Here is a 13977-nt window from a genome sequence, read left to right as displayed (position 1 = left end):
TGGCCGGCTCGCGTCGCTCGCTCACGGCGGTGTCACCTCGTTGCCAATTGTCGTGCCGGGCGCCCCCCGGTACCGGTAGAGTCGCCGCTCCGGCACAGCGTGGCTGCGGAAGGAGGGTAGCGGCGTGGGCTCGGTCACCGCCACTGTGGCACCGCCCACGAACTCAAACGTTATCCGATGGTTCCGGACATTCGGGGCGATATCCGGTTCCGGCTTCCGACGATACGCCACCTATCGCCAGGCGGCCGTGGCCGGTGTCGTCACCAACTCCGTCTTCGGGTTCCTCCGCTGCTACGTCTTCCTGGCCGTGGCCGGTACGGCCGGCACCGCCGCCGGGTACGACCGGGCCCAGCTCGCCACCTTCGTCTGGGCCGGGCAGGGCCTGCTGGCGGTGGTCCTGCTCTGGGGCTGGACCGACCTGGCCGACCGGATCCGTACCGGCGAGATCGCCAGCGACCTGCTCCGGCCGGTGCACCCGGTGACCAGCTACCTCGCCACCGACCTGGGCCGCGCCGGGTACGCCCTGCCGACCCGGCTGCTGCCGCCGCTGCTGGTCGGGCCGCTCTTCTTCGACGTCTACCTGCCCGCCCGCGCGGCGACCGTCCCGCTCTTCCTGTTCTCCGCGGTCACCGCGGTGGTGCTCTGCTTCGGCTGCCGGTTCCTGGTCAACGCCAGCGCCTACTGGTTGCAGGACGTCCGCGGCCCGATGATCCTCTGGACGGTCGGCTCCGGGGTGCTGGCCGGGCTCTACTTCCCGCTGCGGTTCCTGCCCGAGGAACTCCAGTGGGCGCTCTGGGTCGGCACCCCGTTCCCGAGCCTGCTGCAGACCCCGCTCGACGTGCTGGTGGAGCGGGACCCGCCGGCCACCCAGCTGGGGCTGGTCGCCCTCCAGCTCGGCTGGGCGGTGCTGATCCTGGTCGCCTGCCGGCTGGTGCAGCGCCGTGCCGAGCGACGCCTGGTGGTGCAGGGTGGCTGAGGCCCGGGGCGCCTTCGCGGCGTACCGGGCCCTGCTGGGGGCGCAGGCCCGGTCGCAGGCGTCCTACCGGACGTCCTTCGTGGTCGACCTGCTGGGCAACGTCGGGTCGACGGTGTTCGACGTGGTCACCGTCCTGGTGCTCTACGGGGTGACCCGCGAACTGGGCGGCTTCAGGTTGCACGAGACGCTGGTCATGGTTGGCCTCTCCGCCGGCGCGTTCGCCGTGGCCGACCTGCTGGTCGGTAACATCGAGCGGCTGCCCCGCTACGTGCGCACCGGCCTGTTCGACGCGGTGCTGGTCCGGCCGCTCGGCGCGCTGCCGCAGCTGCTCCTGATGGACCTGCCGGTGCGCAAGGTCTCCCGGGCGGTGTTCGGCCTGGCGGTGCTGGTGGTGGCGCTGGCCACCGCCGGGATCGACTGGACGCCCGGCCGGGTGCTGCTCGCCGTCGTCGCCCCGCTGGCCGGGGTGGTCTTCTTCGGCTCGGTCTTCGTGGCCACCGCCACCGTGTCGTTCCACTGGGTCGAGTCGGGGGAGCTGGCCAACTCGGTCACCTACGGCGGGCGGGACTTCACGGCGTACCCGGTCACCGTCTTCGACGGCTGGTTCCGCGCGGCCTTCGCGTACGGCCTGGGGTTCGCCTTCGTCAGCTACCAGCCGGCGCTGGCGCTGCTCGGCCGGGCCGACCCGCTCGGCCTGCCGGCCTGGGCGGGGTGGGCCGCGCCGGGCGTCGCGCTGGTCGCCGCGGCCGGCGCGGCCGCCGCCTGGCGCACCGGCGTCCGCCACTACCGGAGTACGGGGTCGTGAGCGTCATCGAGCTGCGCGGGCTGCGCAAGGAGTTCACGGTACGGGTCAAGGCCGGCCGGCTGCGCCGGGAGAAGCGGACGGTCACCGCGGTCGACGGCATCGACCTGCGGGTGGAGCGGGGCGAGATGCTCGGCTACATCGGGCCCAACGGCGCGGGCAAGAGCACCACGCTGAAGATGCTCACCGGCGTGCTGACCCCCTCGGCGGGGCAGGCGCGGGTCTGCGGCCTGCGCCCGGTCCCGGAACGCACCCGGCTGGCGCTGCGGATCGGGGTGGTCTTCGGCCAGCGCTCCCAGCTCTGGTGGGACCTGCCGTTGCGCGACTCGTTCGACCTGCTCCGGCACGTCTACCGGGTGCCGGCCGGCGACCACGCGGCCCGGCTGCGCCGCTGCCGGGAGCTGCTCGACCTGGACGCGTTCCTGGACATCCCGGTCCGGCAGCTGTCGCTCGGGCAGCGGATGCGCGGCGAGCTGACCGCGGCCCTGCTGCACGGCCCGGAGGTGCTCTTCCTGGACGAGCCGACCATCGGGCTGGACGTGGTCAGCAAGCGGGCCGTCCGCGACTTCCTCGGCGAGCTGGGCCGGGCCGGTGACACCACGCTCGTGCTGACCACGCACGACCTGGCCGACATCGAGCGGCTCTGCCGCCGGCTGGTGGTGATCGACCACGGCCGGGTGGTGCACGACGGGTCGATCGCCGACCTGCACGCCCGGTACGGCTCCCGCCGGCTGGTCGTCGCCGAGCTGGACGCCGTGCTGGCCGAGCCGCCGGAGCTGGCCGGCGCGCCACTGCACCGGGTCGAGGGTGACGGCCGCCGGCTGGTGTACGCGCTGGAGTCGGCCGGGGTGGCGGAGGTGGTGTCCGGGCTGGCCGGGCTGGCGACGCTACGGGACATCTCGATCGTGGAACCGGACATCGAGGAGGTGGTGGCCCGGCTCTACCGGGCCCCGGCCCCCGGCCCCCGTCTCGCCGGCTGAGCCCCGGGCGCCGCCCGGGCGCACCGGTCGTCAGGGGTGTTCCATCACCAGGACCGCGAAGGTGCCGGCCGCCAGCGCCTCGTACCGGTGCGGTGCGTCGCCGGGGAAGGTGGCGTAGTCACCCGGGCCGAGGTCGACCAGGTCCGACTCGGGGCCCACCCTCATCCGACCGGCGGCGACCACGATGTGCTCGACGCTGCGCGCGGTGTGCGGCTCGGCGACGCGGACGGCGCCCGGCTCGAGCTCCATCACGTAGATGTCGCGCCGGCTGTGCGCCGAGCCGGCGGCGAGCAGGGTGGCGGTGAAGTCGGCGTGCTCCGAGCGGATCCGGGGGCCCTCGCCGGCCCGGATGACCCGGACGGCGGCCGAGGGCGGCTCGACCAGGCGGCTGAACGGTACGCCGAGTGCGACTCCCAGCGCCCATAGCGTCTCGACGCTCGGGTTGCCGACCCCGGATTCGAGTTGGGACAGGGTGGACTTGGCGATGCCGGCGCGGCGGGCCAGCTCGGTCAGCGAGATGCCGGCCCGCTCGCGCTCGCGGCGCAGGGCGGCGGCGATGGTGGCCAACGGCGGAGCGGGTTCCACGGCCATTTGTTCGCTCCAGAGGTCTGTTTGTTCGGTTTGACGAACACGAGGGCTGCGTTCATCATAATGGACCATGCGTACGATAAAACGAACACCCGACGGCGGAATGCTCCGCGATGTCGCCGCCATCGGCGCGGCGATGATCGCGGTCGGCGCCTCCTTCGGCGCGGTCGCGGTCGCCGCCGGTCTGCCCACCTGGGCGACCGTCGCCATGTCGGTGCTCGTCTACGCCGGTGGCGCCCAGTTCATGGCGGTGGGGCTGGTGGCCGCCGGCAGTCCCCTCGCGGCCGTCCTGGCCGGCCTGCTGCTCAACGCCCGGCACCTGCCGTTCGGCCTGACGCTCGGCGACAGTCTCGGCCACCGCCGCTGGCGGCGGCTGCTCGGCAGCCACCTGATGACCGACGAGGCGACCGCCTTCGCGCTGGCCCGACCGGCCGGCGGTGCGCGCCGGCGGGCCTTCTGGCTCGCCGGGACGCTGCTCTTTCTGGCGTGGAACGTCGGCACCCTGCTCGGCGTGCTCGCCGGTGGCGCGGTCGGTGACCCGACCGCCCTGGGGCTGGACGCCGCCTTTCCCGCCGGGCTGACCGCCCTGCTGCTGCCGACGCTGCGGGACCGGGAGACCCGTCGGGTAGCGCTGTCCGGCGCCGCGCTGGCGGTGCTCGCCACGCCGGTGCTGCCGGCCGGGCTGCCGGTGCTGCTCGCGCTCGGTGGCCTGGTCGTGCCGCTGGTACGCCGCCACCGGCAAGACCAGGCAGCCGTCGGTCCGGGCCCGGAGAACGGGACTGCCGATGGGCTCGCCCGGGACGTCGGGTCGGGACGGGCCGCCCGGGCGGGGGAGACGTCGTGCTGATCGCCGTGATCCTCGCCCTGGCCGCCGGCACGTACGGTTTCCGGGTTGCCGGGGTGCTGCTGCGGGACCGGCTGGACCTGCCCGAATGGTCCCAGCGGCTGCTGCCGGTCGGCGCCGCCGCCCTGCTGGCCGCGCTGGCCGCGACCGCGGCGCTGACCGAGGCCGGCGGCTTCGCCGGCTATGCCCGGCCGGTGGGCGTGCTGGTCGGGGTGCTGCTGGCCTGGCGTCGGGCCCCGTTCGTGCTGGTGGTGGTCGCGGCGGCCGGCACCACCGCGCTGCTGCGCCTGCTCGGGGTGCCATGACGAAGCCCCTCCCCGCGGCTGCAGGAAGGGGCCAGGTCGGGACCGGGTCGGCTCAGATCGGGTCGCCGATGTTGACCTGCGGCGCCGGCGCGCGCATCCGGCGGAAGGTGATCGACCGCATGATCGCGTAGAGGTAGAGCGAGCCCATCCGCTCGCCGGTACGCGGGAACCGTTCGCGGACCAGCTTCTTGATCTTGCGCGAGATGAAGATCGAGTCGATCACCACGCCGAGCGCGAGCGCGCCCCAGACCACGTTCGAGGCCAGCCGGATGGCCGGCGGCATCGCCGCGTTCGACCCGATCAGCACGATCAGCGCCCCGCCGAAGAACCAGGTGCCGACCGTACGCCGGGAGTCGACCACGTTGCGGGCCAGCAGCCGCTCCGGGCCGCGGTCGCGGGGGCCGCCCTCGCGGCGGAACTCCGCCGAGGCCTCGGCGCGGGCCTTGCGGCGCTGCTCCCGCGCCTCATCCTTGGTCAGCGGCTTGGTCGGACCGGCGGGGCGGCGACCGGCGACCGGGCGCTTGGGGGTCTCCCGGCCCAGTTCCTTCTTGCTCGGGGTGTAGCCCCGGGAACGCGAGGCGGGCGACTCCTCGGTCACCACCGGGGTGGTGGCGGAGGAGTCGGAGTCGGCGGGCTTGCGGCGAAAGAGCGACTGCACGAGGTGAAGAGTAGCCAAACGACGGCGCCCGGTGCACATCACGGTGCACCGGGCGCGCGGTCGGACGCGGGTGAGGTCGGTTACGGGCGCTCGACGTGCGCGCCGAGGCTGGCCAGCTTCGCCTCGAAGTCCTCGTAGCCACGGTTGATCAGGTCGACGCCGTACACCCGGGAGGTGCCCTCGGCGGCGAGCGCCGCGATCAGGTGGCTGAACCCGGCGCGCAGGTCCGGGATGACCAGGTCGGCCGCGTGCAGCTTGCTCGGGCCGGCGATCACCGCGGAGTGCTTGAAGTTGCGCCGGCCGAAGCGGCACGGGGTGCCGCCGAGGCAGTCCCGGTAGACCTGGATGTTGGCGCCCATCGCGTTCAGCGCCTCGGTGTAGCCCAGCCGCTGCTCGTAGACCGTCTCGTGGACGATCGACAGGCCCCGGGCCTGGGTCAGCGCCACCACCAGGGGCTGCTGCCAGTCGGTCATGAAGCCGGGGTGCACGTCGGTCTCCAGCGCGGTGGCGTTCAGCTCGCCGCCCGGGTGCCAGAACCGGATGCCGCCCTCCTGACCCGGGTCGCCCAACTTCGGCGGCCGGGCGTCGGTGACCTCGTACTCGCCGCCGACCGAGCGGAAGACGTTGAGGAAGGTCATCATGTCGGCCTGCTGCGCGCCGAGCACCTCGACGTGGCCGCGGGTGGCCAGCGCGGCCGCCGCCCAGCTCGCCGCCTCGATCCGGTCCGGGATCGGCCGGTGGGTGTAGCCGTGCAGCTTGGGCACGCCCTGGATCTCGATCACCCGGTCGGTGTGCACCTTGATGATCGCGCCCATCTTCTGCAGGATGCAGATCAGGTCGATGATCTCCGGCTCGACGGCGGCGTTGCGCAGCTCGGTGACGCCCTCGGCCATCACCGCGGTGAGCAGCACCTGCTCGGTTGCGCCCACGCTCGGGTACGGCAGGGCGAACTTGGTGCCGTGCAGCCCGTTCGGCGCCGACAGGTGCAGCCCCTCCGGGGTCTTGTCGACGGTCGCGCCGAACTCGCGCAGCGCCTGCAGGTGGAAGTCGATCGGGCGCGGCCCGATGTGGCAGCCGCCCAGGTCCGGGATGAACGCGTGGCCGAGCCGGTGCAGCAGCGGGCCGCAGAACAGGATCGGGATCCGGCTGGAGCCGGCGTGCACGTTGATCTGGTCGGTGCTGGCGCTCTCGACGTTGGCCGGGTCGAAGACGAGCTCGCCGTCCTCCTCGCCGTCGGTCACCTTCACCCCGTGCAGGCCGAGCAGCCCGCGGACCACCTCGACGTCACGGATCCGCGGCACGTCGAACAGCCGGCTGGGACTGTCGCCCAGCAGGGCGGCGACCATCGCCTTGGAGACCAGGTTCTTCGCGCCGCGCACGCGGATCCGCCCTTCCAGCGGAGTGCCTCCGTGTACGACCAGGACGTCGTCGGTCAATGCAACCTCCAGCGCGCGTCGGGTGGTGCCGTGAGTCGATGATGGGGCAGGTTGTCCAGCTACCCGCCGGGGGACCGGCTCAAAACGGTCCCGGTGTGTCGTCGCCCCGCAGCATAGCCCTCGGTGACGAAAAGGGAGTCGGTCACATCGCCAGCCAGGGTACGAACCGGCGCGTCCGGCGCGTAACCGTACCAGCGATGTCACCCTGAGTGATCAGGCCGCCGTGGGCGGTGGGGTGTCGGCGCCCGGTAGGGCGAGCATCTGATCCAGCGCCACCCGGGCGTGGTGCGCGGTGTCCGGGTCGACGGTGATCTGGTTGACCACCCGCCCGGCGACCAGCTCCTCCAACGCCCACACCAGGTGCGGCAGGTCGATCCGGTTCATCGTCGAGCAGTAGCAGACCGCCTTGTCCAGGAACATGATCTGCTTGTCCGGGTGGGCCAGCGCCAGCCGGCGGACCAGGTTCAGCTCGGTGCCGACCGCCCAGGCCGAGCCGGCCGGGGCCGCCTCGATGGTCTTGATGATGTATTCGGTCGAGCCCACGTGGTCGGCGGCGGTGACCACCTCGTGCCGGCACTCGGGGTGCACCAGCACGTTCACGCCCGGCACCCGCTCGCGGACGTCGTTGACGCTGTCCAGGGTGAACCGGCCGTGCACCGAGCAGTGCCCGCGCCACAGGATCATCTTCGCGTCCCGCAGCTGCTCCGGGGTGAGCCCGCCGTTCGGCTTGTGCGGGTCGTAGAGCACGCAGTCGTCCAGCGAGAAGCCCATCTCCAGCACCGCCGTGTTGCGGCCCAGGTGCTGGTCGGGAAGGAAGAGCACCTTCGAGCCCTGCTGGTACGCCCAGTCCAGCGCCCGCTTGGCGTTGGACGAGGTGCAGACCACGCCGCCGTTGCGGCCGACGAAGCCCTTGATGTCCGCCGAGGAGTTCATGTACGTCACCGGGACGGTGTCCTCGGCGATGCCCAGCTCGGTCAGCACGTCCCAGGTGGTCTCGACCTGCGAGAGCACCGCCATGTCGGCCATCGAGCAGCCGGCGGCCAGGTCGGGCAGGATCACCTTCTGCGCCTCCGAGGTGAGGATGTCGGCGCTCTCGGCCATGAAGTGCACGCCGCAGAAGACGATGTACTCCGCGTCCGGCCGGGCCGCCGCCTCCCGGGCCAGCTTGAACGAGTCGCCGGTCACGTCGGCGAACTGGATCACCTCGTCGCGCTGGTAGTGGTGGCCCAGCACGAACACCTTCGTGCCGAGCGCGGCCTTGGCCGCCGCGGCGCGGGCCACCAGATCCGGGTCGCTCGGCGCCGGCAGGTCACCCGGACACTCCACGCCACGCTCGGTGGCGGGGTCGCTGCCACGGCCGAGGAGCAGCAGCGCGGTCGCGGTGTTGGAGGGTTCCGCCCAGGTCGAAGTCACGCTCTCCATGGTCCCACAGCGCGCCCGTCGCACCGCCGTCGCCGATGTGTGCTGCCGCACTGCCCCGCGCCGATGTGGCCTGCCACACTGCTGGGCATGCGCGTGGTGCTCTGCCCGGACAAGTTCGCCGGCACCCTGGCTGCCCAGGAGGTGGCGGCCGCGGTCGCCGAGGGCTGGCGTGCGGTGGTCGCCTCGGACGACCTGCTCATCCGGCCCCTCGCCGACGGCGGCCCGGGCTTCGTCGCGGTGCTCGCCGACGCGCTCGGCGGCCGGCGGATCCCGGTGCCGACGGTCGACCCGCTCGGCCGCCCGGCCAGCGGTGAGATCCTGCTCACCGTCGACGGCACCGGCTACCTGGAGAGCGCCCAGGCGTGCGGGCTGCACCTGCTCTCCGCCGCCGAGCGGGACCCGAAGGCCACCACCTCGTACGGGCTGGGGGCGCTGGTCACCGCCGCGGTGGAGCACGGGGCCCGCACGGTGGTGGTCGGGCTGGGCGGCTCCGGCACCAACGACGGGGGCGCCGGCATGATCACCGCGCTCGGCGCCACCCCGCTCGACGACGCCGGCCTGGCCCTGCCGTACGGCGGGGCCGCGCTGGCCGCCGTGGCCACCCTCGACGGCGCGCCCCGGCTGCGCGGGGCCACCCTGGTCGCCGCCACCGACGTGGACAACCCGCTGCTCGGGCTGCACGGCGCCAGCAGCGTGTACGGCCCGCAGAAGGGCGCCAGCCGGGCCGACGTGCTGCTGCTCGACGCCGCGCTGGAGCGCTGGGCGGCGGTGCTGGAGCGCGAGCTGCCCGGCTGCCCGCCGGGGCTCGGCGCGCTGCCCGGCGGCGGGGCGGCCGGCGGCCTCGGCGCGGCGATCCTCGCCCTCGGCGGCCGCTGCGAGTCCGGCATCGACCTGGTCACCCGGGCGATCGGGCTGGACGCCGCGCTCGACGCCGCCGACCTGGTGATCACCGGCGAGGGGTCGTTCGACCACCAGTCGCTGCGCGGCAAGGTGGTCGCCGGGGTGGCCGGCGCCGCCCGGGACCGGGGGGTGCCCTGCGTGGTGCTGGCGGGACGGGTGAGCACCGGGCGACGGGAGGCCGCCTCCGCCGGGGTGACCGAGGCGTACAGCCTGGTGGAGCACTTCGGCGGCGAGGAGCGCGGCGGGATCGAGGCGGCGATGGGCCGCCCCGCCGAGGGGCTGCGCGCGCTCGGCGCCCGGCTGGCCCGGCAGTGGAGCCGGTGACCGGCACCGGTCCGCGGGGAGGGCCATGCGGCCCCTCCTCACGCCACCCAGGTGACCTCGACCGGGGCCGCGTACCATCGGATCTGGACCACACCGGGAATCACTGACCGACGGGCGACGTTGGCCAGTGCGTCCGGACCCATACCGCGCAGGGAGATTTCCACGTGACCACGCCAGCGCAGACCGAGTCGACCGAGGCCCAGGCCCCTACTTCCGTCGTCCTCACCGACGTCGCGGCGCAGAAGGTCAAGGCCCTGATCGAGCAGGAGGGCCGCGACGACCTGCGGCTCCGGGTCGCGGTGCAGCCCGGTGGCTGCTCCGGCCTGCGGTACCAGCTCTTCTTCGACGAGCGCTCGCTCGACGGTGACGTCGTCACCGACTTCGACGGTGTCGAGGTCGTCGTCGACCGGATGAGCGCTCCGTACCTCTCCGGGGCGACCATCGACTTCGCCGACCGGATCGACGCCCAGGGCTTCACCATCGACAACCCGAACGCGGGCAGCTCCTGCGCCTGCGGCGACTCCTTCAGCTGAGTCGACTGTTCTTCCCGTACGACGGGGCCGCCCCTGCTGGGGGGCGGCCCCGTCGTCGTCCGGCCTCCCGACGGGGCGGTGACCGCGGGTCGACGGTCGGGTGAGCGGAAGATGGCGGATCTTCGACCGACCGTCGACCGGCGGGCGACCCGGAACGGTAGGCTGACCGGCGCCCTGCTCCCGACCCCCGAGGGTTGACATGAAGATCGCCGTGACCGGCTCGATCGCGACCGACCACCTGATGAGCTTCCCCGGTCGCTTCGCCGACCAGCTCATCGCCGACCAGCTGGACAAGGTGTCGCTCTCCTTCCTGGTGGACGAGTTGGTCCTCCGTCGGGGCGGCACCGCCGCGAACATCGCCTTCGGCATGGCCCAGCTCGGGCTCAACCCGGTGCTGCTCGGCGCGGTCGGCGCGGACTTCGCCGACTACCGTTCCTGGCTGGAGCGGCACGGCGTGGACTGCGACTCGGTGCACGTCAGCGAGGTGGCGCACACCGCCCGCTTCGTCTGCACCACCGACACCGACATGTGCCAGATCGCCTCGTTCTACGCCGGCGCGATGAGCGAGGCCCGCAACATCGAGCTGGCCCCGGTGGCGCAGCGCCTCGGCGGCCTGGATCTCGTCCTGGTCAGCGCCAACGACCCGGCGGCGATGATCCGGCACTCCGCCGAGTGCCGGGAGCGCGGCTACGCCTTCGTCGCCGACCCGTCCCAGCAGCTCGCCCGGATGGGCGGCGCGGACGTGCTCGGCCTGATCGACGGCGCCGACTACCTGATGACCAACGAGTACGAGAAGTCGCTGCTGCAGAGCAAGGCCGGGCTCAGCGACGAGCAGCTGCTGGACCGGGTGAAGGTCCGGGTCACCACGCTGGGCAAGCAGGGTGTGGAGATCGTCGGCCGGGAGATCGGCACGATCCACGTGCCGGTCGCCCGGGAGATGCAGGCCGTCGACCCGACCGGTGTCGGCGACGGCTTCCGGGCCGGCTTCTTCGCCGCGCTCAACTGGGGCGTCGGCCTGGAGCGGGCCGCGCAGGTCGGCTGCCTGCTGGCCACCCTGGTGCTGGAGAACTTCGGCGGCCAGGAGTACGAGGTGCGCCGCGACCTGTTCGTCAAGCGGCTTGCGGAGTCGTACGGCGACGTCGCCGCCGAGGACGTCCGGCCGCACCTGCTGCCGTGAGGCCGATGCTGGTCGCCTTCGCCGGCCTGCCCGGAGTGGGCAAGAGCACGCTCGCCGGGCGGCTCGGCGCGGCGCTGGGTGCGCCGGTGCTGCCGGTGGACCCGGTCGAGCGGGCGATGGCCCGGTTCGGCCTGGTCGGCGACGTGCCGGGGATGGCCGCGTACGGCGCGGTGGCCGGCCTGGCCGAGGTGCAGTTGGGGCTCGGGCTGACCGTGGTGGTCGACGCGGTCAACCCGGTGGCCAGCGCCCGGGGGCTCTGGCACGACCTGGCCGAACGCACCGGGGTGCCGCTGCGAGTGATCGAGGTGCACTGCGGGGACGAGGCTGAGCACCGCCGCCGGGTCGAGGCGAGGCTGCCCGCCGAGCCGGACCCGCTGACGCCCACCTGGGAGCAGACCCTGGTCCGCCGCGCCGAGTACGAGCCGATCATCGGCCCCCGCCTGGTCGTCGACACCGCGGTCGACCTCGACCCACTGCCGGCCATCCTCAGCTACCTGGCCTGACCTCCCGGCGGTCAGTGGGTGCGGCGGACGTCGTAGCCCGGGCCCTCGGGGGTGGCGGCGACGAACTCCTGGGTGCGCATCCGGCACCAGGCGGGGATGTCCACCGCCGCGGCGGGGTCGTCGGCGAGCACCCGGAGCACCGCGCCGACCGGCAGCTCCGGCAGCCGGCGGGCCAGCGCGATCACCGGCAGCGGGCAGCGCTGCCCCCGGCAGTCCAGCACCTCCATGGGCTCGCTCACAGCCCGACCACCCCCGCCTCGGCCCGCAGCCCGGCGACGATCCCGGGCAGCTCGGCCAGGAACCGCTCGACGTCCGCCTCGGTCGTCTCCCGGTGCAGCGACACCCGGACGTTGCCGTGCGAGAGCACCCCCATCGCCTCCAGCACGTGCGACGGGCGCAGCGTGGAGGAGGTGCAGGAGGAGCCGGAGGAGACCGCGAAGCCCCGCCGGTCCAGCGCGTGCAGCAGCGCCTCGCCGTCGACGTACAGGCAGGAGAAGGTCACCAGGTGGGGGAGCCGGTCGACCGGGTCGCCCACCACCTCCACGTCCGGCACCTCCGCGGCCACCCGCGCCCGGATCCGGTCGACCAGCGGCGCCAGCCGGGCCGCCTCGGCTGCCGCGTCGGCCGCCGCCGCGCGCAGGCTCGCCGCCGCCGCCACCACCGCCGGCAGGTTCAACACCCCGGGGGTACGCCCCGACTCCCGCTCGTCGGCCGGCCAGGGCGACTCCCAGCGGGTGCCCTTGCGGACCACCAGCAGCCCCACCCCGGGCGGGCCGCCCCACTTGTGCGCGCTGGCGGTCAGCACCGACCAGCCCGCCGGCACCGGCGTACGGCCCACCACCTGGGCCGCGTCGACGTAAAGCGGCACCCCGGCGTCGGCGCAGGCCGCGGCGGCCCCGGCCACCGGCTGGACGGTGCCCACCTCGTGGCTCGCGGCGATCAGCGCGGCGAGCGCCACCCCGGGCGCCCGAACCGCGTCGGACCAGGCGGGCAGGTCCAGCCGGCCGAGCCGGTCGACCGGCACCGCGCCGGCCGTGCCGCCGGCGGCACCGTGCCGCTCGGCGGCGTGCAGCACCGCCGAGTGCTCGATCGCCGAGTGCACCAGGGCGGGTCCGACCCGCCGCCGCCCGGCCAGGCCGCCGAGCACGGCGGAGTGCGCGGCGGTCGTACCGCTGGGGGTGAAGGAGAGCTCGTCGGCGCGGACGCCGAGCGCCTGCGCGGTGGCCTCGCGGGCCGCGTCGAGGAGCTGGCGGGCCCGGCGGGCCTTGGTGTACAGCTTGCCGGGGTCGGCCCAGCCGTCGTCGAGGGCGGCCAGCAGCGCCTGCCGGGCGACCGGGTGCAGCGGGGCGGCGGTGGCCGTGTCCAGGTAGACCGGGGAAGGGCTCACGGATGCCCACGCTATCGCGTCGGTGATCCCCCCGATGGGGGCGGACAGTGACCCCAACACGGTCGAGCCCGTCATGGTCGAGTAATCTGCGACCGTCGGTGACGCCTTTGCCGTCGGTGGTGATGGAAACCCGCCGCGGCGCGCTAGGGAGGCAGGACCAGGTGGTCGCAAGGAGTTCGGAGGTACGGCCGTCGGCCGTACGGCACAGCGCTTCCCCAGGAGCCGGTGGACGCCGGCGGCGTGGCGCTGGTCGGCTCGCCGGGCTCGGTCTTGGCGGAGCCGCGCTGCTGGTTCTGCTCACCGGGTGTGACGTCGGCAGGTCGATGGGCGGTTTCGGCTGGCCGCAGGGCGGCATCACGCCGGAGTCCCACCGGATGTACGACCTGTGGATCGCGTCCTGCATCGCGGCCCTCGCGGTCGGCGTCTTCGTGTGGGGCCTGATCTTCTGGTGCGTCGTGCGCTACCGCAAGCGGGGCAACGACCTGCCGGTGCAGACCCGCTACAACATGCCGATGGAGTTCCTCTACACCATCGCGCCGATCCTGATCGTCGCCGTGCTCTTCTACTACACGGCGGTCGTCCAGACCGACGTGGTGCGCACGACGAAGAATCCCGACGTGACCGTCGAGGTCGTCGCCTTCAAGTGGAACTGGCAGTTCAACTACCGCGACGGCCAGGGCCGGGACGCCAACACCGTGGCGTCGGTGCTCGGTACCAGCGAGGTCATCCCGGTGCTGGTGCTGCCGACGGACCGCTCGATCCGGTTCGAGGAGACCAGCAAGGACGTCATCCACTCCTTCTGGGTGCCGGAGCTGTTGTTCAAGCGGGACGTCATGCCCGGCAATATCCGCAACGTGTTCGAGGTCTCCAAGCTGCAGACCGAGGGCGCCTACGTCGGCCGCTGCGCCGAGCTGTGCGGCAGCTACCACGCCTTCATGAACTTCGAGCTGCGCGTCGTCTCCCCGGAGAAGTACGACCAGTTCCTGGCGGCCAAGCGGGACGGCAAGTCGACGCAGGAGGCGCTCACCGCCATCGGCGAGGAGCCCTACGCGCAGACCACCCAGCCGTTCCAGACCCGGCGCACCGCCGACAACTTCAACCCCGACGACGCGTCGGCCGGCACGGGAAGCTGAGGGATCAGG

The 13977-nt window shown here is 73.4% G+C and carries 16 protein-coding genes; 10 read left to right on the top strand and 6 right to left on the bottom strand.

The genetic code is table 11. The features are described 5' to 3' along the window. The first annotated feature begins 124 nt into the window (after window positions 1-124). The 3 genes from ACLQ2U_RS06615 to ACLQ2U_RS06605 are packed head-to-tail and all read left to right on the top strand — an operon-like array spanning window position 125 to window position 2758. Window positions 125-976 (top strand): ABC transporter permease, encoded by an 852-nt coding sequence (locus ACLQ2U_RS06615; RefSeq protein WP_425749633.1) that lies wholly within the window; start codon window positions 125-127, stop codon window positions 974-976. Beyond that, entirely contained in the window at window positions 969-1781 is an 813-nt protein-coding gene (locus ACLQ2U_RS06610; RefSeq protein WP_425749632.1) for an ABC transporter permease, read from the top strand. Before ACLQ2U_RS06615 ends, ACLQ2U_RS06610 begins: the two co-directional genes overlap by 8 nt. After that, window positions 1778-2758 (top strand): ABC transporter ATP-binding protein, encoded by a 981-nt coding sequence (locus ACLQ2U_RS06605; protein WP_425749631.1) that lies wholly within the window; start codon window positions 1778-1780, stop codon window positions 2756-2758. The genes ACLQ2U_RS06610 and ACLQ2U_RS06605 overlap by 4 nt, the downstream gene beginning before the upstream one ends. A gap of 30 nt (window positions 2759-2788) precedes the next feature. On the opposite strand, the gene ACLQ2U_RS06600 is transcribed toward ACLQ2U_RS06605, so the two are convergent. Beyond that, window positions 2789-3349 (bottom strand): helix-turn-helix domain-containing protein, encoded by a 561-nt coding sequence (locus ACLQ2U_RS06600; protein ID WP_425749630.1) that lies wholly within the window; start codon window positions 3347-3349, stop codon window positions 2789-2791. Between the two features lie 67 nt (window positions 3350-3416). On the opposite strand from ACLQ2U_RS06600, the gene ACLQ2U_RS06595 reads away from it, so the two are divergent. Further along, entirely contained in the window at window positions 3417-4193 is a 777-nt protein-coding gene (locus ACLQ2U_RS06595) for an AzlC family ABC transporter permease (RefSeq protein ID WP_425749629.1), read from the top strand. After that, a complete protein-coding gene (locus ACLQ2U_RS06590; protein ID WP_425749628.1) occupies window positions 4187-4495 on the top strand; it encodes an AzlD domain-containing protein in 309 nt (102 codons plus the stop codon). Before ACLQ2U_RS06595 ends, ACLQ2U_RS06590 begins: the two co-directional genes overlap by 7 nt. 52 nt (window positions 4496-4547) lie before the next feature. Here ACLQ2U_RS06590 and ACLQ2U_RS06585 read toward each other — a convergent pair whose 3' ends face one another. The 3 genes from ACLQ2U_RS06585 to nadA form a co-directional block, all read right to left on the bottom strand. Then, a complete protein-coding gene (locus tag ACLQ2U_RS06585) occupies window positions 4548-5192 on the bottom strand; it encodes a DUF3043 domain-containing protein (RefSeq protein ID WP_425749627.1) in 645 nt (214 codons plus the stop codon). Between the two features lie 41 nt (window positions 5193-5233). After that, the gene (gene murA, locus ACLQ2U_RS06580; RefSeq protein ID WP_425749626.1) at window positions 5234-6589 is read right to left on the bottom strand and encodes a UDP-N-acetylglucosamine 1-carboxyvinyltransferase; all 1356 of its coding nucleotides are present in this window, start codon (window positions 6587-6589) and stop codon (window positions 5234-5236) included. A 213-nt stretch (window positions 6590-6802) separates the two neighbouring features. Further along, window positions 6803-8002, bottom strand: coding sequence for a quinolinate synthase NadA (gene nadA / locus ACLQ2U_RS06575; protein WP_425749625.1), 1200 nt, complete (start codon window positions 8000-8002; stop codon window positions 6803-6805). A gap of 72 nt (window positions 8003-8074) precedes the next feature. Here nadA and ACLQ2U_RS06570 point away from each other — a divergent pair, with 72 nt between their 5' ends. From ACLQ2U_RS06570 to ACLQ2U_RS06555, 4 genes are all read left to right on the top strand, one after another. Next, complete coding sequence (locus ACLQ2U_RS06570; RefSeq protein ID WP_425749624.1) at window positions 8075-9235, top strand: glycerate kinase; 1161 nt, start codon at window positions 8075-8077, stop codon at window positions 9233-9235. A 164-nt stretch (window positions 9236-9399) separates the two neighbouring features. After that, window positions 9400-9768, top strand: coding sequence for an iron-sulfur cluster insertion protein ErpA (gene erpA / locus ACLQ2U_RS06565; RefSeq protein WP_425749623.1), 369 nt, complete (start codon window positions 9400-9402; stop codon window positions 9766-9768). A gap of 199 nt (window positions 9769-9967) precedes the next feature. Continuing rightward, window positions 9968-10945: a carbohydrate kinase family protein gene (locus ACLQ2U_RS06560; protein WP_425749622.1), complete on the top strand. Its 978-nt coding sequence runs from the start codon at window positions 9968-9970 to the stop codon at window positions 10943-10945. 5 nt (window positions 10946-10950) lie between these two features. Beyond that, the gene (locus ACLQ2U_RS06555; protein ID WP_425749621.1) at window positions 10951-11448 is read left to right on the top strand and encodes an AAA family ATPase; all 498 of its coding nucleotides are present in this window, start codon (window positions 10951-10953) and stop codon (window positions 11446-11448) included. A gap of 11 nt (window positions 11449-11459) precedes the next feature. Here ACLQ2U_RS06555 and ACLQ2U_RS06550 read toward each other — a convergent pair whose 3' ends face one another. Continuing rightward, complete coding sequence (locus ACLQ2U_RS06550) at window positions 11460-11675, bottom strand: sulfurtransferase TusA family protein (protein WP_425749748.1); 216 nt, start codon at window positions 11673-11675, stop codon at window positions 11460-11462. 8 nt (window positions 11676-11683) lie between these two features. Beyond that, a complete protein-coding gene (locus ACLQ2U_RS06545; RefSeq protein WP_425749620.1) occupies window positions 11684-12835 on the bottom strand; it encodes a cysteine desulfurase family protein in 1152 nt (383 codons plus the stop codon). Between the two features lie 161 nt (window positions 12836-12996). Here ACLQ2U_RS06545 and coxB point away from each other — a divergent pair, with 161 nt between their 5' ends. Then, entirely contained in the window at window positions 12997-13968 is a 972-nt protein-coding gene (coxB, locus tag ACLQ2U_RS06540; RefSeq protein WP_425749619.1) for a cytochrome c oxidase subunit II, read from the top strand. Window positions 13969-13977: the final 9 nt, after the last annotated feature.

It is taken from the genome of Micromonospora sp. DT47, assembly GCF_049844475.1.
Taxonomy (GTDB): Bacteria; Actinomycetota; Actinomycetes; order Mycobacteriales; family Micromonosporaceae; genus Micromonospora.
The sequence above is the reverse complement of the archived record's forward strand: the minus strand, read 5'-3'. Positions and strand labels throughout refer to the sequence as shown.

Excerpts from the sequence above, each read along its gene's own strand:
- ACLQ2U_RS06570 (WP_425749624.1), top strand. The coding sequence starts at position 8,075 with ATGTGGCCTGCCACACTGCTGGGCATGCGCGTGGTGCTCTGCCCGGAC.
- ACLQ2U_RS06555 (WP_425749621.1), top strand. The coding sequence starts at position 10,951 with ATGCTGGTCGCCTTCGCCGGCCTGCCCGGAGTGGGCAAGAGCACGCTC.
- ACLQ2U_RS06585 (WP_425749627.1), bottom strand. The coding sequence starts at position 5,192 with ATGTGCACCGGGCGCCGTCGTTTGGCTACTCTTCACCTCGTGCAGTCG.
- ACLQ2U_RS06550 (WP_425749748.1), bottom strand. The coding sequence starts at position 11,675 with ATGGAGGTGCTGGACTGCCGGGGGCAGCGCTGCCCGCTGCCGGTGATC.
- ACLQ2U_RS06595 (WP_425749629.1), top strand. The coding sequence starts at position 3,417 with ATGCGTACGATAAAACGAACACCCGACGGCGGAATGCTCCGCGATGTC.
- ACLQ2U_RS06600 (WP_425749630.1), bottom strand. The coding sequence starts at position 3,349 with ATGGCCGTGGAACCCGCTCCGCCGTTGGCCACCATCGCCGCCGCCCTG.
- ACLQ2U_RS06560 (WP_425749622.1), top strand. The coding sequence starts at position 9,968 with ATGAAGATCGCCGTGACCGGCTCGATCGCGACCGACCACCTGATGAGC.